The sequence below is a fragment of the Mycobacteroides immunogenum genome (genome assembly GCF_001605725.1).
Taxonomy (GTDB): Bacteria; Actinomycetota; Actinomycetes; order Mycobacteriales; family Mycobacteriaceae; genus Mycobacterium; species Mycobacterium immunogenum.
Genome location: NZ_CP011530.1, coordinates 1,565,419 through 1,588,409 on the forward strand (window position 1 = coordinate 1,565,419; position 22,991 = coordinate 1,588,409).

A 22,991-nucleotide genomic window follows, 5' to 3' on the forward strand; every position below is an offset into this window, starting at 1 on the left:
CATAGACCAACCTGTATAGACCCTGGTAGCACAGCTACCACTTAATAAGGAGGAAGAAAATGGCGGATCCCCAGATTATCCAGGGCGCCCTCATCGGCGGCGGCTTGATCATGGCCGGTGGCGCCATCGGTGCCGGTATCGGTGACGGTATCGCCGGTAACGCGCTGATCTCCGGTGTGGCTCGTCAGCCCGAGGCTCAGGGCCGGCTGTTCACCCCGTTCTTCATCACCGTCGGTCTGGTTGAAGCGGCGTACTTCATCAACCTGGCCTTCATGGCTCTGTTCGTCTTCGCGACTCCCGGCGCCAGCTAATCGGCATGGGTGAATTGCACAGTGTCGCCTCTGCCGTCACGGCAGTAGCGGCGGAAGCCGCCGGAGAGGGTGGGAAGCAGAACAACTTCCTCATCCCCAACGGCACCTTCTTTGTCGTCCTGGCGATCTTCTTGATCGTCCTGGCGGTCATCGGAACCTTCGTGGTGCCGCCGATCCAAAAGGTGCTCAAGGCACGCGAGGACATGGTCACCAAGACGTCCGAAGACAACCGGAACGCCGCTGAGCAATTCACCGCCGCCGAGGCTGACTACAAAGATGAGCTGGCCAAGGCGCGCGGTGCCGCAACGGCGGTGCGCGACGAGGCCAGGGCCGAGGGACGCGGAATTCTCGAGGACATGCGTCAGCGGGCCAACACCGAAGCGGCCGCAGTGAATGCGACGGCCGCCGCAGAGTTGGCCCGTCAGGGCGAGGCGACATCCGGAGAGCTGGCGGCAAGCGTCGACAGCCTGTCCCGGACGCTCGCCGAACGTGTTCTCGGCGTGAGCCTTTCGGAACCAGCGAGCGCAGGGCGAGGCTAAACACAGATGTCGACATTTATCGGACAGCTCATCGGTTTCGCTGTCATCGTGTTTCTGGTGGTCAAGTACGTGGTGCCTCCGGTGCGCACGTTGATGACCAAGCAACAGGACACGGTGCGCCAGCAGCTCGCTGACAGCAAGACCGCCGCGGACAAGCTGGTCGAGGCCGAGGGCGCGCATGCCAAGGCCATCGACGACGCCAAGGCCGACGCCGCCCAGATCGCGGAAGAGGCCAAGGCCGACGCCGTGCAGATCTCGAAGCAGCTGCGTGAGCAGGCCGATGCCGAGGTCGAGCGGATCAAGGTGCACGGCCAGGAGCAGATCGTGCTCCAGCGCCAGCAGCTGATCCGTCAGCTCCGTGGTGACCTCGGAGCCGAATCTGTGCGCCGTGCCGGCGATTTGGTCCGGGCGCATGTGGGCGACGCGGCGGCACAGTCCGCCACCGTCGACAGGTTCCTGGACGAGCTGTCGCAGATGGCCGGCAGCGTCAACACCGAGCGCCGCCCGCTGGCCGCTGGTGGCGCGGGTCTGCACGCCGCCAGCCGCGAATCCCTCGCTGAGCAGGTAAAGGCCTTCCAGGCCAACGCGGTCTCCCTCGACAGCCTGACGCTCAACGCGCTGGCCGACGATCTGACCGCGGTTGCCGAGTTGCTGATCAAGGAGCTGGTGCTCCGCAAGCACCTCGCCGAGCCGGTCGATGCCAGCGAGCAGGGCGCCAAGATCACCCTTGCTGACGCGGTGTTCGCATCCAAGATCGGGCGGCCCGCCCTCGAGGTCGTCCGTGCGGCAGTCGTCGCGCGGTGGTCGGCCACCGGTGACCTGATCACCGCGATCGAGCACATAGCGCGCCTGGCTCTGCTGGAGCGGGCCGAGCGTGACGGGCAGATCGACGACGTCGAAGACCAGCTGTTCCGGGTCAGCCGCATCCTCGACGGAGAGCCGCAGCTGAGTGCGCTGCTGAGCAACACCGCCGCACCCGCCGCTGACCGCGTGACGCTGCTGAAGAACGTTCTCGGCGGACGGTCCAACCTCATTGTGACCGGCCTGCTGGCCCAAACCGTGCGTCTGTTGCGTGGGAAGCGCGCCGACATCGCGGTACTTGAGGTCGCCGAACTGGCAGTGGCCCGGCGCGACGAGTCCGTCGCACATGTCAAGGCCGCCGCTCCGATCACCGAGGCGCAGAGCGCACGGTTGGCGCAGGTGCTCGGACAGATTTACGGCCGCACCATCGCAGTGCAGCTGGATTTCGATCCGGCGCTACTCGGTGGTCTCGTCGTCAATGTTGGTGACGAGGAGATCGATGGCAGCCTGTCCTCCCGGCTTGCCGCCGCAGCCCTCCAGTTGCCCAACTAACCCCACTAGACGCATCCCTTAAAGACGAGCAGGAAGACGAAAAGCCATGACAGAGTTGACGATCTCATCGGCGGATATCTCCGGCGCGGTCGAGCAGTACGTCGCCGCGTTCTCTGCCGATCCCACCCGCGAAGAGATCGGCATCGTCGCCGACGCCGGTGACGGTATTGCCCACGTCGAGGGGCTGCCCTCGGTCATGACCCAGGAGCTCCTTGAGTTCCCCGGCGGTGTGCTGGGCGTGGCGCTGAACCTCGACGAACGCAGCGTCGGCGCCGTTATCCTCGGTGACTTCCAGGACATCGCGGAGGGCCAGCAGGTCAAGCGCACCGGCGAGGTGCTCTCGGTACCGGTGGGCGACGCGTTCCTCGGTCGCGTCATCAACCCGCTCGGCGAGCCGATCGACGGCCGCGGAGAGATCCAGGCGGAGACCCGCCGCGCCCTGGAGCACCAGGCCGCCACGGTGGTTCAGCGCCAGAGCGTGTCCGAGCCGCTGCAGACCGGTATCAAGGCGATCGACTCGCAGACCCCGATCGGCCGTGGCCAGCGTCAGCTGATCATCGGTGACCGCAAGACCGGTAAGACCGCCGTGTGCGTCGACACCATCCTGAACCAGAAGCAGGCGTGGGAGACCGGCGACCCGAACCAGCAGGTGCGCTGCATCTACGTCGCGGTCGGCCAGAAGGGCTCGACCATCGCCGCGGTGCGCCGGACCCTGGATGAGGCCGGTGCTCTGGAGTACACCACCATCGTTGCCGCCCCGGCCTCCGACGCCGCCGGCTTCAAGTGGTTGGCGCCTTACACCGGTTCGGCCCTCGGCCAGCACTGGATGTACCAGGGCAAGCACGTCCTGATCGTGTTCGACGACCTGACCAAGCAGGCCGAGGCCTACCGCGCCATCTCGCTGCTGCTGCGCCGCCCGCCGGGCCGTGAGGCATACCCGGGTGACGTCTTCTACCTGCACTCGCGTCTGCTCGAGCGTTGCGCGAAGCTCTCGGATGAGCTGGGCGCGGGCTCGCTGACCGGTCTGCCGATCATCGAGACCAAGGCCAACGACATCTCGGCCTACATCCCCACCAACGTCATCTCCATCACCGACGGACAGTGCTTCTTGCAGACCGACCTGTTCAACCAGGGTGTCCGCCCCGCCGTCAACGTCGGTGTGTCGGTGTCCCGCGTCGGTGGTGCCGCGCAGATCAAGGCCATGAAGGAGGTGGCCGGCTCGCTGCGTCTGGAGCTGTCGCAGTACCGCGAGCTGGAGGCCTTCGCCGCCTTCGCCTCCGACCTGGATGCCACCTCCAAGGCTCAGCTGGAGCGCGGTGCGCGCCTGGTCGAGCTGCTCAAGCAGCCGCAGAACTCGCCGTACCCGGTCGAGGAGCAGGTTGTCGCGATCTACCTCGGTACCGGCGGACACCTCGACTCGGTTCCGGTGGGTGACGTCATCCGGTTCGAGCAGGAGTTCCTCGACCACGTGCGTGGCTCACACGCCGACATCCTGGCCGACATCCGCGAGACCAAGAAGTTCTCGGAGGACACCGAAACCAAGCTCACCGATGCTGTGAACTCTTTCAAGAAGAGCTTCGCCGCCACCGATGGCAGCTCGGTCGAGGTGAAAGACTCGGCGGCGTCGCCTTTGGACGAGTCCGAGGTCGGTCAGGAGACCGTCCAGGTCCGCAAGCCGGCTCCGGCGAAAAAGTAGAGCAGTAAGGCCTCACGCAAATGGCTGCACAAATCCGAGAGTTGCGCCGGCGGATCAAATCCGCCGGGTCGATCAAGAAGATCACCAAGGCGCAGGAACTGATCGCGACATCGCGAATCTCCAAGGCACAGGCACGAGTGGTGGCGGCTAGGCCGTACGCCACCGAGATCACCAACGTGCTCACCGCATTGGCCGACGATGCCGCACTGGATCACCCGCTGTTGGTGGAGCGGGCCGAGCCCAAGCGGGCCGGTGTGCTCATCGTGTCCTCGGACCGTGGTCTGTGCGGTGGCTACAACGCCAACGTGCTGCGCGTCGCCGAGGAGCTCTTCGCGCTGCTGCGCGAGCAGGGCAAGAAGCCGGTGATCTACGTGATCGGCCGCAAGGCGCTGAACTTCTACAAGTTCCGCGGCCGCACGGTGACCCAGTCCTGGACGGGGTTCTCCGAACGGCCCGAGTACTCGCATGCCCAGGAGATCGCGGGCGTGTTGGTCGATGCCTTCATGGCAGGTGCCGACGACGACGGGGATGACCCCGGTGCCGACGGCATTCTGGGTGTGGACGAACTGCACATCGTCTACACCGAGTTCAAGTCGATGCTCACGCAGTCGGCCGTCGCCAAGCGCATCGCGCCGATGGAGGTCGAATACGTCGGCGAGTCGACCCAACCGACCACCCAGTACTCGTTCGAGCCTGACGCCACAGCGCTTTTCGCGTCGCTGCTGCCTCGTTACCTGGCAACCCGGGTCTACGCGGCACTGCTGGAGGCGGCGGCCTCGGAGTCGGCATCCCGCCGGCGCGCCATGAAGGCGGCCACGGATAACGCCGATGAGCTCATCAAGGGACTCACCCTGGAAGCCAACCGCGCGCGCCAGGCCCAGATCACCCAGGAAATCAGTGAAATCGTCGGCGGCGTGGACGCGCTGGCCGCGGCGGCAAGCGAATAGGAAATAGGTCAGATGACGGCACCAACCAAAACCTCCGTCGGGCGAGTAGTTCGCGTTACCGGCCCGGTTGTCGACGTGGAGTTCCCGCGTGACGCCGTGCCGCCGCTCTTCTCTGCCCTCAACGCCGAGATCACCTTCGAGTCGTTGGCCAAGACGCTGACCCTCGAGGTGGCGCAGCACCTGGGTGACAACCTGGTGCGCACCATCTCCATGCAGCCGACCGACGGTCTGGTGCGTGGTGTCGACGTCGTCAACACCGGTAACACCATCGCGGTGCCCGTCGGTGATGGCGTCAAGGGCCACGTGTTCAACGCCCTCGGGCACTGCCTCGACGAGCCGGGCTACGGCAGCGACTTCGAGAAGTGGTCCATCCACCGCAAGCCGCCGGCCTTCGACCAGCTTGAGCCGCGCACCGAGATGCTTGAGACCGGTCTGAAGGTCGTCGACCTGCTGACCCCATACGTGCGAGGCGGCAAGATCGCCCTGTTCGGTGGTGCCGGTGTGGGTAAGACCGTTCTGATCCAGGAAATGATCAACCGCATCGCCCGCAACTTCGGTGGCACCTCGGTGTTCGCCGGTGTGGGTGAGCGCACCCGTGAGGGCAACGACCTGTGGGTCGAGCTCGCCGACGCGAACGTGCTCAAGGACACCGCCTTGGTGTTCGGCCAGATGGACGAGCCGCCGGGCACGCGTATGCGCGTTGCCCTCTCGGCGCTGACGATGGCGGAGTACTTCCGCGACGAGCAGAACCAGGACGTGCTGCTGTTCATCGACAACATCTTCCGGTTCACCCAGGCCGGTTCCGAGGTCTCGACCCTGCTGGGCCGCATGCCTTCGGCCGTGGGTTACCAGCCGACGCTGGCCGACGAGATGGGTGAGCTGCAGGAGCGCATCACCTCCACCCGCGGTCGCTCCATCACCTCGATGCAGGCCGTGTACGTGCCCGCCGACGACTACACCGACCCGGCGCCCGCGACGACCTTCGCGCACCTCGATGCCACCACCGAGCTTTCTCGTACGGTGTTCTCCAAGGGCATCTTCCCGGCCGTGGATCCGCTGGCTTCGTCGTCGACGATTCTGCTGCCGTCTGTGGTGGGCGAGGAGCACTACCGTGTCGCGCAGGAAGTCATCCGCATCCTGCAGCGCTACCAGGACCTGCAGGACATCATCGCCATCCTCGGTATCGACGAACTGTCGGAAGAGGACAAGCAGCTGGTGGGCCGCGCACGTCGTATCGAGCGCTTCCTGAGCCAGAACATGATGGCGGCCGAGCAGTTCACCGGTCAGCCCGGTTCGACCGTGCCGCTCAAGGAGACCATCGAGGCATTCGACAAGCTCACCAAGGGCGAGTTCGATCACCTGCCCGAGCAGGCGTTCTTCCTCATCGGTGGCTTGGACGATCTGGCGAAGAAGGCCGAAAGCCTCGGCGCCAAGCTGTGATGAGCGCTTGCGCGAAGAACGCAAGGCTGAGCTTCGTCTCTTCTGAAGGAGGTGCATTGAATGTCCGAGATTGACGTCGAGATCGTCGCCGTCGAGCGTGAGATCTGGTCGGGTAAGGCCACATTCGTCTTCACCCGCACGACCTCCGGCGAAATCGGCATCTTGCCGCACCACATTCCGTTGGTGGCGCAGCTGGTGGACGATGCGGCGGTCAAGATCGAGCGCGAGGGTGCCGACGACCTGTGGTGGGCCATCGACGGAGGATTCCTGTCGATCACCGACACCAAGGTCAGCATCCTTGCCGAGTCCGCACAGGCACGTGCGGACATCGACGAGTCCAAGGCCAAGACCGATTCGGGTTCCGAGGATGCACGGGTAGCGGCGCAGGGGCGCGCGCGTCTGCGTGCGCTCGGCCAGACGGTCTAGTACTACCAACACGGCCAACTAAGGAAATACCGCTTTGAGCGTGACGGCGATGATCGAGATATCGGTCATCGCCGTCCTCGCTTTGGCGGTGGCCGCGTTGAGCTTCCGGCTGCTCAAGTTGCGCAATGGGGGCACCGCGGCACTGTTGCGCGATATGCCGGAGACGGGGGAGGGCCGCTGGCGCCATGGCGTCATGCGGTATCGCGAATCTCAGGCCGAGTTCTATCGGCTTTCCAGTGTGCGGCTCTGGCCCGATCGCCAGCTGTCCCGCCGCGATCTTGAAATCATCGACCGCCGGATCCCGCGGGGTGACGAGTACGACATCATGACCGCCGAGATCGTGGTGTTGCAGTTGCGCGATGGTGCACGCGATTACGAAATGGCGCTGGACCGCGGCGCTTTGACGGCGTTCATGTCCTGGGTGGAGTCCCGTCCATCGCCTCGGGCGCAGCGCCGCAGCCGGGATCGTTAGGCCGGCTGCGCCGGGCCTCCCGGCCTCCAGAGTGTGTCTTTTCCGTCGTTGGCGACCCGCGACAGGATGAACAGTAGGTCCGAGAGCCGGTTCAGATATTTGGCGGTCAAAACGTTGGTGCTCTCGGGATAGGCCTCGATGGCCTCCCAGGCCGAGCGCTCCGCCCGTCGCGCGACTGTCCGCGCCACGTGCAGCAAGGCTGAGAGCGGGGTTCCGCCCGGCAGTACAAAGGAATTCAGTTTCGGCAGATTCTCGTTGTACTCGTCACACCAAGCCTCTAGACGGTCGATGTACGGCTGGGTGATGCGCAGCGGTGGGTACTGCGGATCGGGGATGACGGGCGTGGATAGGTCCGCGCCCGCGTCGAACAGGTCGTTTTGAATCTGCAGCAGCAGGGCACCGACGGCCTGACTGGGGCCACCGAGCACCACGGCGGCACCGATGGCCGCATTGGCCTCGTCACAATCGGCGTAGGCGATCAGCCGCGGATCGTTCTTCGGCACCCGCGAGAAGTCGCTCAGACCCGTGGTGCCGTCGTCCCCGGTGCGGGTGTAGATGCGAGTGAGGTGGACGCCACTGGAGGCTGTTCGCTTGTGTGGGGGGTCTGTCTCACTCACGGAAGCCTCATCGGTCATGCGTCGTGACGTTACCCGGCTACGCTGTCGGGCGTGAGCGAGCATTTCTTGGTGACCGGCGGCGCCCGGCTGACAGGCAACGTGGCGGTTACCGGCGCCAAGAACAGCGTGCTCAAGTTGATGGCGGCCGCACTCCTGGCGGAGGGGACCAGCACCATCACCAACTGTCCGGACATCCTGGATGTCCCGCTCATGGCCGAGGTGTTGCGGGGATTGGGTGCGACAGTCGAGTTGGAAGGCGATGTCGTGCGGATCACTTCGCCCGATGAGCCGAAGTACGACGCCGACTTCGCGGCGGTCAGACAGTTCCGTGCTTCGGTCTGCGTCTTGGGGCCGCTGGTGGGCCGCTGCCGTAGGGCCAAGGTCGCGCTGCCCGGTGGCGATGCGATCGGGTCGCGGCCGCTCGATATGCACCAGGCGGGTCTGCGCCAGCTCGGTGCGGAATGCACGATTGAACATGGGTGCGTGGTTGCGGAGGCAAAGGCCTTGCACGGAGCCGACATTCATCTCGAATTTCCCTCAGTGGGCGCCACCGAGAACATTCTGATGGCCGCGGTGCTGGCCGACGGTGTCACCACGATCCATAACGCGGCGCGTGAACCCGATGTGGTGGACCTGTGCACCATGTTGGTGCAGATGGGGGCGGAGATCGAGGGCGCCGGAACGTCGACACTGACGGTGACCGGTGTGTCCAAGCTGCACCCCACCGAGCATCGCGTTATTGGAGACCGAATCGTCGCTGCGACTTGGGGTCTCGCGGCGGCAATGACTCGTGGCGACGTCACGGTCACCGGAGTGGATCCGGAGCATCTGCAGTTGGTGCTACACAAACTGCACGACGCCGGGGCGACAGTTACTCAGAGCGACAATGGTTTTCGCGTTGTCCAGTATGAGCGGCCGAAGGCGATCAACGTGGCCACCCTGCCATTCCCTGGATTCCCAACTGACTTGCAGCCCATGGCAATTGGGCTGGCCGCGATAGCGGACGGCACCTCCATGATCACCGAGAACGTGTTCGAGGCCCGATTCCGCTTTGTCGAGGAGATGATGCGGCTGGGCGCCGATGCCCGGACCGACGGGCACCACGCGGTGGTGCGGGGTATCCGGCAACTGTCGAGTGCGCCGGTCTGGTCATCGGATATCCGTGCCGGCGCGGGCCTGGTGCTGGCGGGTCTGGTGGCGGACGGCGTCACAGAGGTATACGATGTGTTTCATATCGACCGCGGTTACCCGTTGTTCGTGGAGAACCTCCAGAGCTTGGGTGCCGAAGTCGAGCGGGTCAGCTAGCGCTGACCAAGCCCCCAACCCGAAGTTGACTGAAGTTCATTGGACTTGGTACAGTGGTGGGGTTGCCCTGAAAGAGCGAGGCCGGGACGAGGAAGCGATTCCGAAATTCCGGTTGTAGGTCGGTGTGCGTTTGACCGGCCAAAACCCCAGAGTGTTATTCAAGTTTTTTGAATTTGATGTAATTCTTGGGTTGTTCATGAAGAGCAATAGCCGGGGTTTGCGAATGTTATTCGGGAATGTCGGCGGTTGGTTGGTGTGCAGGTGACTGGCCGAAATCGGGAATTTGCTTCGGGTTCACGGACTTGATACGGTTTCCGAGTTGCCCGAGAGGGTGGCGGAACGGGGTTCCGGGAGTTGGTTTTCCGGGGTTTTGTTCAAATAGTTTGGTGTGTTGTTTGAGAACTCAATAGTGTGTCAGTGTTTACAAGACATTTTGTTATGTCGTGACATTTTATTATGTCGAAAAAACAATTCTTTTGTCAGTTGTTTTGTCGGGGTTAAATTTTGTTTGGAGAGTTTGATCCTGGCTCAGGACGAACGCTGGCGGCGTGCTTAACACATGCAAGTCGAACGGAAAGGCCCTTCGGGGTACTCGAGTGGCGAACGGGTGAGTAACACGTGGGTGATCTGCCCTGCACTCTGGGATAAGCCTGGGAAACTGGGTCTAATACCGGATAGGACCGCATGCTTCATGGTGTGTGGTGCAAAGCTTTTGCGGTGTGGGATGAGCCCGCGGCCTATCAGCTTGTTGGTGGGGTAATGGCCTACCAAGGCGACGACGGGTAGCCGGCCTGAGAGGGTGACCGGCCACACTGGGACTGAGATACGGCCCAGACTCCTACGGGAGGCAGCAGTGGGGAATATTGCACAATGGGCGCAAGCCTGATGCAGCGACGCCGCGTGAGGGATGACGGCCTTCGGGTTGTAAACCTCTTTCAGTAGGGACGAAGCGAAAGTGACGGTACCTACAGAAGAAGGACCGGCCAACTACGTGCCAGCAGCCGCGGTAATACGTAGGGTCCGAGCGTTGTCCGGAATTACTGGGCGTAAAGAGCTCGTAGGTGGTTTGTCGCGTTGTTCGTGAAAACTCACAGCTTAACTGTGGGCGTGCGGGCGATACGGGCAGACTAGAGTACTGCAGGGGAGACTGGAATTCCTGGTGTAGCGGTGGAATGCGCAGATATCAGGAGGAACACCGGTGGCGAAGGCGGGTCTCTGGGCAGTAACTGACGCTGAGGAGCGAAAGCGTGGGTAGCGAACAGGATTAGATACCCTGGTAGTCCACGCCGTAAACGGTGGGTACTAGGTGTGGGTTTCCTTCCTTGGGATCCGTGCCGTAGCTAACGCATTAAGTACCCCGCCTGGGGAGTACGGTCGCAAGACTAAAACTCAAAGGAATTGACGGGGGCCCGCACAAGCGGCGGAGCATGTGGATTAATTCGATGCAACGCGAAGAACCTTACCTGGGTTTGACATGCACAGGACGTATCTAGAGATAGGTATTCCCTTGTGGCCTGTGTGCAGGTGGTGCATGGCTGTCGTCAGCTCGTGTCGTGAGATGTTGGGTTAAGTCCCGCAACGAGCGCAACCCTTGTCCTATGTTGCCAGCGGGTAATGCCGGGGACTCGTAGGAGACTGCCGGGGTCAACTCGGAGGAAGGTGGGGATGACGTCAAGTCATCATGCCCCTTATGTCCAGGGCTTCACACATGCTACAATGGCCAGTACAGAGGGCTGCGAAGCCGTAAGGTGGAGCGAATCCCTTAAAGCTGGTCTCAGTTCGGATTGGGGTCTGCAACTCGACCCCATGAAGTCGGAGTCGCTAGTAATCGCAGATCAGCAACGCTGCGGTGAATACGTTCCCGGGCCTTGTACACACCGCCCGTCACGTCATGAAAGTCGGTAACACCCGAAGCCAGTGGCCTAACCCTTGTGGAGGGAGCTGTCGAAGGTGGGATCGGCGATTGGGACGAAGTCGTAACAAGGTAGCCGTACCGGAAGGTGCGGCTGGATCACCTCCTTTCTAAGGAGCACCATTTCCCCGCCGAATGAGCGTGGGAACATAAAGCGGGTTTCTGTAGTGGTTTCCTGCTTGGTGAATATGTTTTATAAATCCTGTCCGCTCTCGTTATCGAGGTGGATGGGTAGTCGGCAAGACGTCGGACTGTCAAAAGAATTGGAATGCTGGCACACTGTTGGGTCCTGAGGCAACACATTGTGTTGTCGCCCTGCTTGGTGGTGGGGTGTGGACTTTGACTTCTGAATAGTGGTTGCGAGCATCTAAACAAGCCTCGCTCGATTTTTCGGGTGGGGCTGGTTTTTGCAATTTTATTAGCTAAGTTCTTAAGGGCGCATGGTGAATGCCTTGGCACTAGAAGCCGAAGAAGGACGTAGGAGGCTGCGATAAGCCTCGGGGAGCTGCCAACCGAGCTTTGATCCGAGGATGTCCGAATGGGGAAACCCAGCACGAGTGATGTCGTGTTACCCACTGCTGAATATATAGGTTGTGGGAGGAAACGCGGGGAAGTGAAACATCTCAGTACCCGTAGGAAGAGAAAACAACCGTGATTCCGTGAGTAGTGGCGAGCGAAAGCGGAAGATGGCTAAACCGTATGCATGTGATACCTGGTAGGGGTTGTGTGTGCGGGGTTGTGGGAGTTGTACTTGCCGGTTCTACCAGGCCGGCGGACAGTAAAAAAGTGTTGTGATTAGCGGAAGTGGTCTGGGACGGCCCGCCGCAGACGGTGAGAGTCCGGTACGCGAAAATCCGACACCTGTCTCGTACTTCATCCCGAGTAGCAGCGGGCTCGTGGAATCTGCTGTGAATCTGCCGGGACCACCCGGTAAGCCTAAATACTCTCTAGTGACCGATAGCGGATTAGTACCGTGAGGGAATGGTGAAAAGTACCCCGGGAGGGGAGTGAAATAGTACCTGAAACCATGTGCCTACAATCCGTCAAAGCCTCCTTGTGGGGTGATGGCGTGCCTTTTGAAGAATGAGCCTGCGAGTCAGGGACACGTCGCGAGGTTAACCCGTGTGGGGTAGCCGTAGCGAAAGCGAGTCTGAATAGGGCGCCCGTAGTGGCGTGTTCTGGACCCGAAGCGGAGTGATCTACCCATGGCCAGGGTGAAGCGGCGGTAAGACGCCGTGGAGGCCCGAACCCACTTAGGTTGAAGACTGAGGGGATGAGCTGTGGGTAGGGGTGAAAGGCCAATCAAACTCCGTGATAGCTGGTTCTCCCCGAAATGCATTTAGGTGCAGCGTCGCGTGTTTCTTGTTGGAGGTAGAGCTACTGGATGGCCGATGGGCCCTACTAGGTTACTGACGTCAGCCAAACTCCGAATGCCAATAAGTGAGAGCGCGGCAGTGAGACGGCGGGGGAGAAGCTCCGTACGTCGAGAGGGAAACAGCCCAGATCGCCGGCTAAGGCCCCTAAGCGTGTACTAAGTGGAAAAGGATGTGCAGTCGCGAAGACAACCAGGAGGTTGGCTTAGAAGCAGCCACCCTTGAAAGAGTGCGTAATAGCTCACTGGTCAAGTGATTGTGCGCCGACAATGTAGCGGGGCTCAAGTACACCGCCGAAGCCGCGGCATTCATGCAATACATTCCCTTCGGGGCAGTGGCATGGATGGGTAGGGGAGCGTCCTGCACCCAGCGAAGCTGCGGAGTAATCCAGCAGTGGAGGGTGCGGGAGTGAGAATGCAGGCATGAGTAGCGACAGGCAAGTGAGAAACTTGCCCGCCGAATGACCAAGGGTTCCTGGGCCAGGCTAGTCCTCCCAGGGTAAGTCGGGACCTAAGGCGAGGCCGACAGGCGTAGTCGATGGACAACGGGTTGATATTCCCGTACCCGTGTGTGCGCGCCCATGATGAATCATCGGTACTAACCACCCAAAAGGTTCTAGATCAATCTCTTCGGAGTGCGACGTGAACCCGCTGCGTGGGACCTTCGGTGGTAGTAGTCAAGCGATGGGGTGACGCAGGAAGGTAGCTGTACCGGTTAGTGGTTTACCGGAGCAAGCCCGTAGGACGACATCTAGGCAAATCCGGGTGTCATATGTCTGAGAGGTGACGCATAGCCGATTGAGGCGAATTCAGTGATCCTATGCTGCCAAGAAAAGCCTCTAGTGAGTTCACACACGGCCCGTACCCCAAACCAACACAGGTGGTCAGGTAGAGAATACTAAGGCGTACGAGATAACTATGGTTAAGGAACTCGGCAAAATACCCCCGTAACTTCGGGAGAAGGGGGACCTCGCTTGGTGACCGGACTTGCTCCGTGAGCTGATCGGGGTCGCAGAGACCAGTGAGAAGCGACTGTTTACTAAAAACACAGGTCCGTGCGAAGTCGCAAGACGATGTATACGGACTGACGCCTGCCCGGTGCTGGAAGGTTAAGAGGACCCGTTAACCCTTGGGTGAAGCGGAGAATTTAAGCCCCAGTAAACGGCGGTGGTAACTATAACCATCCTAAGGTAGCGAAATTCCTTGTCGGGTAAGTTCCGACCTGCACGAATGGCGTAACGACTTCTCAACTGTCTCAACCATAGACTCGGCGAAATTGCACTACGAGTAAAGATGCTCGTTACGCGCGGCAGGACGAAAAGACCCCGGGACCTTCACTATAGCTTGGTATTGGCGTTTGGTTCGGTTTGTGTAGGATAGGTGGGAGACTGTGAAGCAGGCACGCCAGTGTTTGTGGAGTCATCGTTGAAATACCACTCTGATCGTATTGAACCTCTAACCTCGGACCGTATATCCGGTCCAGGGACAGTGCCTGGTGGGTAGTTTAACTGGGGCGGTTGCCTCCCAAAATGTAACGGAGGCGCCCAAAGGTTCCCTCAACCTGGACGGCAATCAGGTGTTGAGTGCAAGTGCACAAGGGAGCTTGACTGCGAGACTTACAAGTCGAGCAGGGACGAAAGTCGGGACTAGTGATCCGGCACCTCTGAGTGGAAGGGGTGTCGCTCAACGGATAAAAGGTACCCCGGGGATAACAGGCTGATCTTCCCCAAGAGTCCATATCGACGGGATGGTTTGGCACCTCGATGTCGGCTCGTCGCATCCTGGGGCTGGAGCAGGTCCCAAGGGTTGGGCTGTTCGCCCATTAAAGCGGCACGCGAGCTGGGTTTAGAACGTCGTGAGACAGTTCGGTCTCTATCCGCCGCGCGCGTCAGAAACTTGAGGAAACCTGTCCCTAGTACGAGAGGACCGGGACGGACGAACCTCTGGTGTACCAGTTGTTCCACCAGGAGCACGGCTGGATAGCTACGTTCGGACAGGATAACCGCTGAAAGCATCTAAGCGGGAAACCTATTCCAAGACCAGGTTTCTTACCCTTTTAGAGGGATAAGGTCACCCACAGACTATGGGTTCAATAGGCCAGACCTGTAAGCGTAGTAATACGTTCAGGGAACTGGCACTAATCGACCGAAAACTTACTAATAAATAGCTTGCAACCACTATTGGAGTTATCCGAGCAATTGGATAACCACACTCCACCACCAGATAACTTGTGTGTACTAAACACACGAAAGAGTTACGGCGGCCACAGCGAGAGGGAAACGCCCGGTCCCATCCCGAACCCGGAAGCTAAGCCTCTCAGCGCCGATGGTACTGTTCTCGACACGGAACGGAAGAGTAGGACACCGCCGAACACACATTGGAAATGCCCCCCAGGAAACTGGGGGGCATTTTCATACCCCAAATGCTAAATTCCACAAACCAGGCCACGGCAGAGATAGGGGCCAGAGCACGTGTTCACGCGACGCTTCAAGCTCAAACCCACGGCGACCACAGTGGGTGCAGTCATCCTCGTCCTGGTCATCTACGTGGGTTTTCTGGCTATCTATCGGCTATTGGATCACCACTCGGGGCCGGCGTCGGCCGATCTGGATCTGTCTCGTGACAATGAGACCGTGGTGGTCATCGACTTGCAGGACCTACGCACGGTGAACAATCGGCTGGATGCCGAGGTGGTGGTACTGCCCGCGAAGACAGCCCTCGACGGCTTCGGTCTGTTGAGTGCGGACATGTCGGTCCGATTGGTGTCGTCGCTGGATTATGGGGAACGGTACTTTCCTCGCGGCACACTGCCCGCGGCCATGGACGACACGCTGATTGCCACCGGCGATGCCCAATCATGGCCATTCGATGAGTACTCGACCGGAAATCTGCGTGCGGAAGTCATGGTGGGTAACGGTGAGGGACGCCGTCCGGTCCCCGCGCGGATTGAGGTCATCGGCAGCTTGGGTGGTTGGCGCGTATCGACGGCGACATCACCGGCCCCTGCGGGCAAGGGCGATCAAACAGCGATCAGATTGGTGCGGGCGCGTGGCACCTTGGCGTTCGATGTCGGTATCTGTCTGGTCTTGATCACGCTGCCGACGATGGCCCTGATCGTGGCGATCGAGACCGTACGGGGTGTCAAGAAATTCCACCCGCCGCTGACCACGTGGTTCGGCACGATGTTGTTCGCGATCGTGCCGCTGCGCAATATCCTGCCCGGTGCACCGCCGCCGGGTGCCTGGATAGATCAGGCACTGGTGCTGTGGGTGCTGATCGCCCTGGTGGTGGCGATGGTGTTGTACGTCGAGGCGTGGTGGAAGCAGTCCGACTGATCGTCGTCAGGCCACCGGAACGGCAAGGTCGGTCGGCTCGGTGCGACCGCGCAGCGTGACCGTATCGCCCGAGCGCCAATGCAGTGCTTCGCGATGGTGTGCGCGCAACACGGTATCGAGGGACGCGACCAAATGCCCCGGCACCGTCTTGGAGAGCTCGCAGAGTCTGGCTGCCTCGTTGACCGGATCACCGATCACGGTGTACTCGAATCGGTCGTGGGCCCCGATGTTTCCGGCTACCGCCTGTCCGGAGGCGACTCCGATACCGGCCTGACATTCGGGCACCTCGGTACGGAGCCGGCGGGCGATGGCACGTGCGGCGGCCAGGGCCTGGCTTTCGGGGCGATCTTGGCGGACGGGTGCGCCGAACACCGCGAGGGTGGCATCTCCCTCGAATTTGTTGACCATGCCCTCGAAGCGGTCGATTTCCTCGACGACGACAGCGAAAAAGCGGTTCAGTAGGGCCACCACCTCTACGGCGGGCCGTGTGGCGGCGAGGCGTGTGGAACCTACGATGTCGGCGAAAAGCACTGCGACATGGCGCTCTTCGCCGCCGAGTTCGGGCTGCTGCAGTTCGGCGGCCGCGGCCACCTCGCGACCCACGTGCTTACCGAAAAGGTCCCGCACCCGCTCGCGTTCACGCAGGCCCTCGACCATGGTGTTGAAACCCGCCTGCAGCTCACCCAATTCGGTGCCGTCGTACACGACGAGGTTCACATCCAGGTCGTTCTGCTCGACACGCTTGAGCGCGGCCTGCACCTCTTTGACCGGGGTGGAGGTCATCCACGATGCGATCCAGATCAGGATGAGGCCGAATACAACCGGGAACGACGAAAGAATGATGACCGCGACCGCGAGCTGATCGATGGTGAAGTTGCCGAAGATCAGTGAGCCGAACGCGGTGAGCATGATGCCCGCGGCCGGAACCCCCGACCCCAGCGTCCATGCCAGCACCGTGCGCACCATGATCCCGGACGCGAGCCGGCGCTTACGGGCCCCCGCCTCCAGGGCGCGGGCGGCCACCGGCCGCATCGCGAACTCGGTGAAAAGGTAGTTGGCGGCACAGACGACGACCCCGCTGAAGCCGACGGCGAAGAAGATCTTCGGGATGTAGAGCGGATTCTGCAGCCCGTAGAGCGTGGTGAAGAGGGCGGTACCCCCAGCCCACAAGACTGCCTCGACGACGGTGAGCCGCCGCGGCACCGCAAAGGTGTTGCGCTGGTCGGCCTTTGTCGGTGTGCGCTCATCGATCGCCCAGCGCACCGCCTTGAAAATCCGCCGCGTGCCCCAAATCGCCCCGATCAGGATTGCCAGGGAGACATACACCGGCACCACGATGAAGTTGAGCCAAATTGGGGCATCGAACACGTTGGGATCCGGGATCGCCACGATCACCAAGAGCAGGACGACTCCGATGCCGATGAGGTTCGCGGCCACCACGAACACCGTGAGGATCAGTTGGATGCGGATCCTCTGAATGAGGGTGCTCTCGTCATATCGGCCGAGCAGCCAGGAACCATAGCCGGCACCGGCCTCAAGTCGACCGGTCTGCCCGGTGACAGCAGCCAGTGCCGCGCCCACTCGCCGCGACACTGCGCGAATCGACTCGTTTGCCATAGTTGTCGCCAGCCTAACGCCCTATACAGTGGGCCGGTGCGTCTCGTCGTAGCTCAGTGCACCGTTAATTATGTCGGCAGGCTGACCGCCCACCTCCCATCGGCCAAGCGGCTCTTGCTCATCAAGGCCGACGGTTCGGTGAGCGTGCATGCCGATGACCGTGCGTACAAGCCGCTGAACTGGATGAGCCCACCGTGCTGGCTCACCGAAACCGAGAGCGACGGCGGCGACGACACCACGGAGTCCGGCGCGTCGACTGTCTGGGTGGTGGAGAACAAAGCAGGGGAGCAGCTGCGGATCACCATCGAGAACATCGAGCACGACTCCGCGCATGAACTCGGGGTGGACCCGGGACTGGTCAAGGACGGTGTGGAGGCGCATCTGCAGGAGTTGCTCGCCGAGCATGTCGCGCTGCTCGGCGAGGGATACACCCTGGTGCGCCGCGAGTACATGACGCCGATCGGCCCGGTCGATCTGCTGTGCCGCGACGCCGATGGTGCGACGGTGGCGGTGGAGATCAAGCGCCGCGGCGAGATCGATGGTGTCGAGCAGCTGACCCGTTATCTCGAGCTGCTGAACCGCGACACCACGCTCGCGCCGGTAGCGGGCGTGTTCGCTGCGCAACAGATCAAGCCGCAGGCACGCACGCTCGCCGAGGATCGCGGAATTCGATGCCTCACACTGGATTACGACGCAATGCGGGGAATGGACTCGGACGAGTTCCGTTTGTTCTGACATGGTCCGTCATGGGAAGCGGCGTCAGCCGCCACGCCGCGAGATCCCGGCGGCGCTGTCGATCGGCGGCGATCGGATCGAGCAGGGCACCGATGGTTTCGACTATCACGTGCGCCGCATCGCGGGAGCACGAGCCATCAAGGTGTACCGCTGCCCGGGATGCGATCACGAGATCGCCATGGGGGTAGCCCACGTGGTGGTGTGGCCCGCCACGAGTGGCCCCGACGATGGTATGGATGACCGGCGGCACTGGCACACTCCGTGCTGGACCAACCGCGCGAACCGAAGTCCGACGCGCAGGTGGAGCTAGTGCGACTCCGTCTGCTGCACCAGCTCGATGAGCACGCCGCCGGTGTCCTTGGGATGCAAGAAGTTGATGCGTGAGTTAGCGGTGCCGACGCGCGGTTCGTCGTAGAGCACCCGAACACCCGCGGCACGCAGCTGATCTGTCAGTGCGTCGATATCGGTGACCCGGTAGGCCAGCTGCTGCAGGCCCGGTCCCTTGGTGTCCAGGAACTTGCCGATGGGAGAGGCCGCGTGGAGCGGAGACATCAGCTGAATCTGGGCGCTGCCGGGCTCGGCTCCGGGGAAGGACAGCATGGCCTCGCGGACACCCTGACCCTCGTTGATCTCCTCGTGCACCAGGATCATGCCCAGGTGCTCGTGGTACCACTCGATTGCCGCGTCGAGGTCGGGCACGGCGATGCCGACGTGGTCGATGGCGGTCACCAACCCGGTCGATAAGATCGCGGGTACATCAAGAGGAGACGAAGTCGTCATAACGCAACGGTAACCCGTTCCAGAAAACGGCGTCCAATCAAGAAAGTTACGGAAGGACTCCCATGGCCCCGACAAATAGGTCCGTAATAGTTGCTGGAGCGCGTACGCCGGTTGGCCGGTTCCAGGGATCTTTGAAGGACTTCTCCGGTGCTCAACTCGGTGGTATCGCTATCGCCGGCGCGCTGGCGAAGGCCGGGGTGGCCCCGGAGGCCGTGGATTACGTGATCATGGGTCAGGTCCTCACCGCGGGTGCGGGCCAGATGCCCGCGCGCCAGGCCGCTGTTGCCGGCGGCATTGGTATGGATGTTCCGGCACTCACCATCAACAAGGTGTGCCTGTCCGGTGTCGATGCCATCGCCCTGGCTGATCAGCTGATTCGGGCCGGTGAGTTTGAGGTGGTGGTCGCCGGTGGGCAGGAATCCATGACCAATGCCCCGCATCTGCTGCCCAAGAGCCGTGCCGGATTCAAGTACGGCGACGTGACGCTCATCGATCACATGGCTTTCGACGGCCTGCATGACGCCTTCACCGACCAGGCGATGGGCCTGCTCACCGAGCAGCGCAATGCCGAGGAAGGCTCGGCCACGTTCACCCGCGAGGAGCAGGACGAGTTCGCGGCACGTTCGCACCAGAACGCGGCCCGCGGGTGGAAGGACGGCGCCTTTGCCGATGAGGTGGTCTCGGTACAGATCCCGCAGCGCAAGGGCGACCCGATCGAGTTCTCCGAGGATGAGGGCATCCGCGCCGACACCACGGCGGCCTCGTTGGCCGGGCTGCGTCCGGCCTTCAGCAAGGACGGCACCATCACCGCGGGATCGTCGTCGCCCATCTCCGATGGTGCGTGCGCCGTGGTGGTGATGAGCAAGGAGCGCGCGGAGCGCGAGGGCCTGGAGTGGCTCGCCGAAATCGGCGCACACGGTGTTGTCGCCGGCCCCGATTCCAGTCTGCAACTGCAGCCCGCCAACGCCATTCGGAAGGCCTGTGAGCGGGAGGGGATTTCTCCCGAGCAGCTCGACCTGGTCGAGATCAACGAGGCCTTCGCCCTGGTGGGGCTGGCATCGATCAAGGACTTGGGTATCGATCCGGCGAAGGTCAATGTCAACGGTGGTGCGATCGCGATCGGTCACCCGATCGGCATGTCAGGTGCCCGGATCACGCTGCATCTGGCGCAGGAGCTCAAGCGCCGCGGCGGTGGCATCGGGGTGGCGGCGCTGTGCGGCGGCGGCGGTCAGGGTGATGCCCTCATCGTCCGGGTGTGATTTACGACGTGTTGTAGTAGGTCCGATGCGGTGTTGGACACCGCATCGGGCAGACTGAGGGCATGACACAGCTTTTCGACCTGCGCAGCACTGCGAGCAGGTTCCGTACCGTCGCGTTGCTCGAGGCCGTCAGCTGGGCAGGTCTGCTCACCGGAATGTTCTTCAAGTACGTACCGGACCCCGGCAATGAGATCGGCGTGAAGGTTTTCGGCTGGATCCACGGCGTCATCTTCATCGCGTATCTGGTGGTGGGGTTCCTGGCAGGACGCGAATATCGCTGGAAGCCACTCACCTGGTTGCTCGCGCTGTTAGCTGGCGTTGCCCCATTGTGCAGTGTGATCTTTGTCATATGGGCTGATAAGACGGGTAAATTGCCACTCGGGGGTGCTGCGGCGGCAGGCGACACGGCACCGTAGTGCGCGGCCCGCGCGCCGTGACAGACTGGAGGGCGTGACCCGACCACGTCCCGCGATGGCTGCGGCCATGTCCGGAGCCGTCGACCTGTCTGCCCTCAAGCAGCGCGCGCAGGAGCCTGCGGCGTCTCGCGAGCCCGCGGCGGGCGGTGAATGGACTGTTGAAGTAACCGAGGCCAACCTCGAGGCCGAAGTGCTGGCGCAGTCCAATCGCGTGCCCGTCATTGTGCTCTTGGGATCGCCGCGTAGCGATGCCTCGGCGACACTTGCCGCGACACTGGATGACCTGGTGGCCGAGGACCGCGGCAAGTGGGCACTCGCACGGGTCAACGTCGATACCAACCCGCAGATCGCGCAGGTCTTCGGCGTACAGGCAGTGCCGACTGTGGTGGCAGTTGCCGCTGGGCGGCCCATCACCAGCTTCGCCGGGCCGCAGCCGGCCGACCAGCTGCGGCGCTGGCTCGATTCGATTCTCGACGCGGTGGCAGGGAAGCTGCCCGACGCACCGGTATCGGATGACGAGGATGGCGAGGAGTCCGAAGACAACACCGACCCCGCGCTGGCGGCCGCGCGTGACGCGCTGGATTCGGGAGATTTCGAGGCCGCTCGCGCCGCCTACCAAGGCTTGCTCGACGACGGCGCCACCGGTGCGGTGGCGATCGAGGCGACCGCGTCAGTACGCCAGATCGCTTTCCTCATCCGGGCGACGGCGCAGCGTCAGGATGCGGTGCTCGCCGCCAATGCCGCGCCGGGCGATGTTGAGGCCGGTTTGGCCGCCGCCGATGTGGAAGTGCTATCCCAGCAGCCGGATTCAGCTTTCGACAGATTGGTCGCGCTGGTTCGCCGTACCAGCGACGACGAGCGGGCCGCGGTGCGTGCCCGCCTGTTGGAGTTGTTCGAGCTGTTCGATCCCGCCGATCCCGCGGTGATCGCGGGACGCCGCAAGCTCGCCAACGCGCTGTTCTGACCTCCGCTGTGTCCCGCTCGCGCGGATCCGGCTAGGGGAAGCGCTTGGCGCAGGTCTGATCGTTGCCGAGCACGCCGATCCGGTACGCGTCGATGCGGGAGAATCCGGCCGGTGCGGTTTGGCCCTTCACATCGCTGGAAGCCCTACCGCTGGAAAGCAATTCGGAGACCGCCTCATCGAGATCACCGCCGGAGAGAATGACCGGCGCGCGTGGTGTCACGATGCCCTTACCCGCGGCACGGGAAGTGAAGTACCCCGTCAGACACGCGGTGCGTAGTCCGGTCAGGATGCCCTCGGTCTCCAGTCCGGCGGCTTTCTCGGCTGCCAGCGCGTAGCGCGAGACGATCACGCTGAACGCCGAGTAGTCGCCGTTCACCTGCGCGGAGAACAGTGCGCGGTCGGTGACGGGCTTCGCCATCTTCTGCAGCGCCTGGGGGTCCAGCGCGATGGTGTTGTCCTTGGGGCAGAACGAGGCGGGTGCCGTGCCCGAGCCGTCGGAGCATTTTCCGTCGCCGTAGACCGTCTTGGGCGGGTTGTCCATGGGAAACACCTGCGACGCGGCGGACAGCACCGCGCCGATAGTGTCCGGATTGATGGGCCAGTTGTCGCCGTTGGGGCCCACGCCGAGGCCGCGGGGGAGCTCGCCGCGGCGCTTGATGATCTCCTGGGAATCGATGCGCTTGCAGGCCATGGGACCGTCGGTGAATCCGAACTGGAAAGCCGACACCCGCTCGAACGCCGAACCGTGGATGGCCCATTTCTTGCTGGTGTCGTTGTCGCGGATCGCGATCATCGCGGCCATCACCTTGTTGAGCCCGTCGGCGGTGTTGAGCGTGAACCGCGGCGAGTCGCCCTGTGTGACCCAGCGCAGATAGGCCCCCGCGAAGCAATCGGCCTGTTGCTCTTGATTCAGGTCTAACAGGTACTCGATCTGGTCCTTGCTCATCTTTGGATCGTTGATCGGATTGATGAGCTGGGCATGGAATTGGATCGAATGGCCGTACTCGTGGGCCATCACGGTGTTCATGGCCATATCGCCCATCTGCTTGCGCAGGAAGGGAAACAGTTGACCGCGATCCCAGGCGAACGAGTTGTCCAGCGGGCAGAACGCGGCATTGACGAAGTCGGTCAGGTTGCCCTTGCAGAACTCCAGGTTGTCGTTGTTCTTGCGTGAGTCGGCGGAGATGAGCCGGGACACGGGGCGGAAGTTCGCGAACGAGTCACCGTAGAACTGCGTCCAGAAATCCTCGATATCGGCGAGAGAGACCTTGACGTAATCGTCGATCTCGCCGTTGTCGGTGTTCTCGATCTTGCGCTTGGGAACCTGCACTCCGGGTTTCATGCCCGACGGGCCGTCGACAGCCGGCATGCCGGCAACGCGTAGCGGGTCGGCGTAGATCGACTGGGCTTGCCCGCCGAGCGGGCGGCCACACGAGGTGATGACCAGTACCAACCCCACCAGCAGTGCCATCCAGCGTTTGGACATCGAGCCACC

General features: G+C 62.3%; 19 protein-coding genes and 3 rRNA genes. 18 read left to right on the plus strand and 4 right to left on the minus strand.

What is annotated here, in order from left to right; translation table 11 throughout:
* The first annotated feature begins 59 nt into the window (after positions 1-59).
* Genes ABG82_RS07795 through ABG82_RS07830 form a run of 8 tightly spaced genes read left to right on the plus strand, consistent with a single transcriptional unit; the run spans position 60 to position 7,184 of the window.
* Complete coding sequence (locus ABG82_RS07795; RefSeq protein WP_043077140.1) at positions 60-311, plus strand: F0F1 ATP synthase subunit C; 252 nt, start codon at positions 60-62, stop codon at positions 309-311.
* A gap of 5 nt (positions 312-316) precedes the next feature.
* Positions 317-850: a F0F1 ATP synthase subunit B gene (locus ABG82_RS07800; protein ID WP_043077139.1), complete on the plus strand. Its 534-nt coding sequence runs from the start codon at positions 317-319 to the stop codon at positions 848-850.
* A 6-nt stretch (positions 851-856) separates the two neighbouring features.
* On the plus strand, positions 857-2,203 hold the full coding sequence (locus ABG82_RS07805) for a F0F1 ATP synthase subunit B/delta (RefSeq protein WP_043077138.1): 1,347 nt from the start codon (positions 857-859) through the stop codon (positions 2,201-2,203).
* Positions 2,204-2,249: 46 nt separating this feature from the next.
* A complete protein-coding gene (gene atpA / locus ABG82_RS07810; protein WP_043077137.1) occupies positions 2,250-3,899 on the plus strand; it encodes a F0F1 ATP synthase subunit alpha in 1,650 nt (549 codons plus the stop codon).
* Positions 3,900-3,919: 20 nt separating this feature from the next.
* Positions 3,920-4,846 carry a F0F1 ATP synthase subunit gamma gene (locus ABG82_RS07815; RefSeq protein ID WP_043077136.1) on the plus strand — a complete coding sequence of 309 codons (927 nt, stop codon included), beginning with the start codon at positions 3,920-3,922 and terminating at the stop codon, positions 4,844-4,846.
* 12 nt (positions 4,847-4,858) lie between these two features.
* On the plus strand, positions 4,859-6,286 hold the full coding sequence (gene atpD, locus ABG82_RS07820; protein WP_043077135.1) for a F0F1 ATP synthase subunit beta: 1,428 nt from the start codon (positions 4,859-4,861) through the stop codon (positions 6,284-6,286).
* Positions 6,287-6,346: 60 nt separating this feature from the next.
* Positions 6,347-6,712 carry a F0F1 ATP synthase subunit epsilon gene (locus ABG82_RS07825; RefSeq protein WP_043077134.1) on the plus strand — a complete coding sequence of 122 codons (366 nt, stop codon included), beginning with the start codon at positions 6,347-6,349 and terminating at the stop codon, positions 6,710-6,712.
* Positions 6,713-6,761: 49 nt separating this feature from the next.
* Positions 6,762-7,184: a DUF2550 domain-containing protein gene (locus ABG82_RS07830; protein ID WP_043077133.1), complete on the plus strand. Its 423-nt coding sequence runs from the start codon at positions 6,762-6,764 to the stop codon at positions 7,182-7,184.
* Here ABG82_RS07830 and ABG82_RS07835 read toward each other — a convergent pair.
* Positions 7,181-7,801, minus strand: coding sequence for a cob(I)yrinic acid a,c-diamide adenosyltransferase (locus ABG82_RS07835; RefSeq protein ID WP_043077304.1), 621 nt, complete (start codon positions 7,799-7,801; stop codon positions 7,181-7,183). The genes ABG82_RS07830 and ABG82_RS07835 overlap by 4 nt on opposite strands.
* 51 nt (positions 7,802-7,852) lie before the next feature.
* Here ABG82_RS07835 and murA point away from each other — a divergent pair, with 51 nt between their 5' ends.
* The 5 genes from murA (at position 7,853) to ABG82_RS07860 (ending at position 15,725) form a co-directional block, all read left to right on the plus strand.
* A complete protein-coding gene (gene murA / locus ABG82_RS07840; RefSeq protein WP_043077132.1) occupies positions 7,853-9,106 on the plus strand; it encodes a UDP-N-acetylglucosamine 1-carboxyvinyltransferase in 1,254 nt (417 codons plus the stop codon).
* A 505-nt stretch (positions 9,107-9,611) separates the two neighbouring features.
* Positions 9,612-11,128 (plus strand): 16S ribosomal RNA (locus tag ABG82_RS07845).
* A gap of 310 nt (positions 11,129-11,438) precedes the next feature.
* Positions 11,439-14,551, plus strand: a 23S ribosomal RNA gene (locus ABG82_RS07850).
* A gap of 94 nt (positions 14,552-14,645) precedes the next feature.
* Positions 14,646-14,762 (plus strand): 5S ribosomal RNA (gene rrf, locus ABG82_RS07855).
* The 16S, 23S and 5S rRNA genes sit together here, the layout of an rRNA operon.
* Positions 14,763-14,861: 99 nt before the next feature.
* Positions 14,862-15,725, plus strand: coding sequence for a DUF4436 domain-containing protein (locus ABG82_RS07860; protein WP_052510909.1), 864 nt, complete (start codon positions 14,862-14,864; stop codon positions 15,723-15,725).
* 6 nt (positions 15,726-15,731) lie between these two features.
* Here ABG82_RS07860 and ABG82_RS07865 read toward each other — a convergent pair whose 3' ends face one another.
* Complete coding sequence (locus ABG82_RS07865; RefSeq protein ID WP_043076080.1) at positions 15,732-17,342, minus strand: adenylate/guanylate cyclase domain-containing protein; 1,611 nt, start codon at positions 17,340-17,342, stop codon at positions 15,732-15,734.
* 36 nt (positions 17,343-17,378) lie between these two features.
* Here ABG82_RS07865 and nucS point away from each other — a divergent pair, with 36 nt between their 5' ends.
* Both nucS and ABG82_RS07875 read left to right on the plus strand, forming a co-directional pair.
* Complete coding sequence (nucS, locus tag ABG82_RS07870; RefSeq protein WP_043076079.1) at positions 17,379-18,077, plus strand: endonuclease NucS; 699 nt, start codon at positions 17,379-17,381, stop codon at positions 18,075-18,077.
* Between the two features lies 1 nt (position 18,078).
* Positions 18,079-18,387 (plus strand): hypothetical protein, encoded by a 309-nt coding sequence (locus ABG82_RS07875; protein WP_043076078.1) that lies wholly within the window; start codon positions 18,079-18,081, stop codon positions 18,385-18,387.
* Here ABG82_RS07875 and mce read toward each other — a convergent pair.
* Entirely contained in the window at positions 18,384-18,857 is a 474-nt protein-coding gene (mce, locus tag ABG82_RS07880; protein ID WP_043076077.1) for a methylmalonyl-CoA epimerase, read from the minus strand. The two genes, ABG82_RS07875 and mce, sit on opposite strands and share 4 nt — an antisense overlap.
* A 62-nt stretch (positions 18,858-18,919) precedes the next feature.
* Between mce and ABG82_RS07885 the strand changes: the two genes are divergently transcribed.
* The 3 genes from ABG82_RS07885 to ABG82_RS07895 all read left to right on the plus strand — a co-directional run bounded on the left by ABG82_RS07885 (position 18,920) and on the right by ABG82_RS07895 (position 21,496).
* Positions 18,920-20,116: an acetyl-CoA C-acetyltransferase gene (locus tag ABG82_RS07885; protein ID WP_043076076.1), complete on the plus strand. Its 1,197-nt coding sequence runs from the start codon at positions 18,920-18,922 to the stop codon at positions 20,114-20,116.
* Positions 20,117-20,178: 62 nt separating this feature from the next.
* Complete coding sequence (locus ABG82_RS07890) at positions 20,179-20,532, plus strand: DUF3817 domain-containing protein (RefSeq protein ID WP_043076075.1); 354 nt, start codon at positions 20,179-20,181, stop codon at positions 20,530-20,532.
* Between the two features lie 34 nt (positions 20,533-20,566).
* Complete coding sequence (locus ABG82_RS07895) at positions 20,567-21,496, plus strand: co-chaperone YbbN (protein WP_043076133.1); 930 nt, start codon at positions 20,567-20,569, stop codon at positions 21,494-21,496.
* A 31-nt stretch (positions 21,497-21,527) separates the two neighbouring features.
* Here ABG82_RS07895 and ABG82_RS07900 read toward each other — a convergent pair whose 3' ends face one another.
* Positions 21,528-22,982, minus strand: a complete 1,455-nt coding sequence (locus ABG82_RS07900; protein WP_043076074.1) for a neutral zinc metallopeptidase — start codon at positions 22,980-22,982, stop codon at positions 21,528-21,530.
* Positions 22,983-22,991 lie beyond the last annotated feature (9 nt).

What these genes read in the sequence shown, in the direction of transcription:
- ABG82_RS07795 (WP_043077140.1), top strand. Translation starts at nt 60, where the DNA reads ATGGCGGATCCCCAGATTATCCAGGGCGCCCTCATCGGCGGCGGCTTG.
- ABG82_RS07800 (WP_043077139.1), top strand. Translation starts at nt 317, where the DNA reads ATGGGTGAATTGCACAGTGTCGCCTCTGCCGTCACGGCAGTAGCGGCG.
- ABG82_RS07805 (WP_043077138.1), top strand. Translation starts at nt 857, where the DNA reads ATGTCGACATTTATCGGACAGCTCATCGGTTTCGCTGTCATCGTGTTT.
- atpA (WP_043077137.1), top strand. Translation starts at nt 2,250, where the DNA reads ATGACAGAGTTGACGATCTCATCGGCGGATATCTCCGGCGCGGTCGAG.
- ABG82_RS07815 (WP_043077136.1), top strand. Translation starts at nt 3,920, where the DNA reads ATGGCTGCACAAATCCGAGAGTTGCGCCGGCGGATCAAATCCGCCGGG.
- atpD (WP_043077135.1), top strand. Translation starts at nt 4,859, where the DNA reads ATGACGGCACCAACCAAAACCTCCGTCGGGCGAGTAGTTCGCGTTACC.
- ABG82_RS07825 (WP_043077134.1), top strand. Translation starts at nt 6,347, where the DNA reads ATGTCCGAGATTGACGTCGAGATCGTCGCCGTCGAGCGTGAGATCTGG.
- ABG82_RS07830 (WP_043077133.1), top strand. Translation starts at nt 6,762, where the DNA reads ATGATCGAGATATCGGTCATCGCCGTCCTCGCTTTGGCGGTGGCCGCG.
- ABG82_RS07865 (WP_043076080.1), bottom strand. Translation starts at nt 17,342, where the DNA reads ATGGCAAACGAGTCGATTCGCGCAGTGTCGCGGCGAGTGGGCGCGGCA.
- ABG82_RS07875 (WP_043076078.1), top strand. Translation starts at nt 18,079, where the DNA reads ATGGTCCGTCATGGGAAGCGGCGTCAGCCGCCACGCCGCGAGATCCCG.
- mce (WP_043076077.1), bottom strand. Translation starts at nt 18,857, where the DNA reads ATGACGACTTCGTCTCCTCTTGATGTACCCGCGATCTTATCGACCGGG.
- ABG82_RS07885 (WP_043076076.1), top strand. Translation starts at nt 18,920, where the DNA reads ATGGCCCCGACAAATAGGTCCGTAATAGTTGCTGGAGCGCGTACGCCG.
- ABG82_RS07890 (WP_043076075.1), top strand. Translation starts at nt 20,179, where the DNA reads ATGACACAGCTTTTCGACCTGCGCAGCACTGCGAGCAGGTTCCGTACC.
- ABG82_RS07900 (WP_043076074.1), bottom strand. Translation starts at nt 22,982, where the DNA reads ATGTCCAAACGCTGGATGGCACTGCTGGTGGGGTTGGTACTGGTCATC.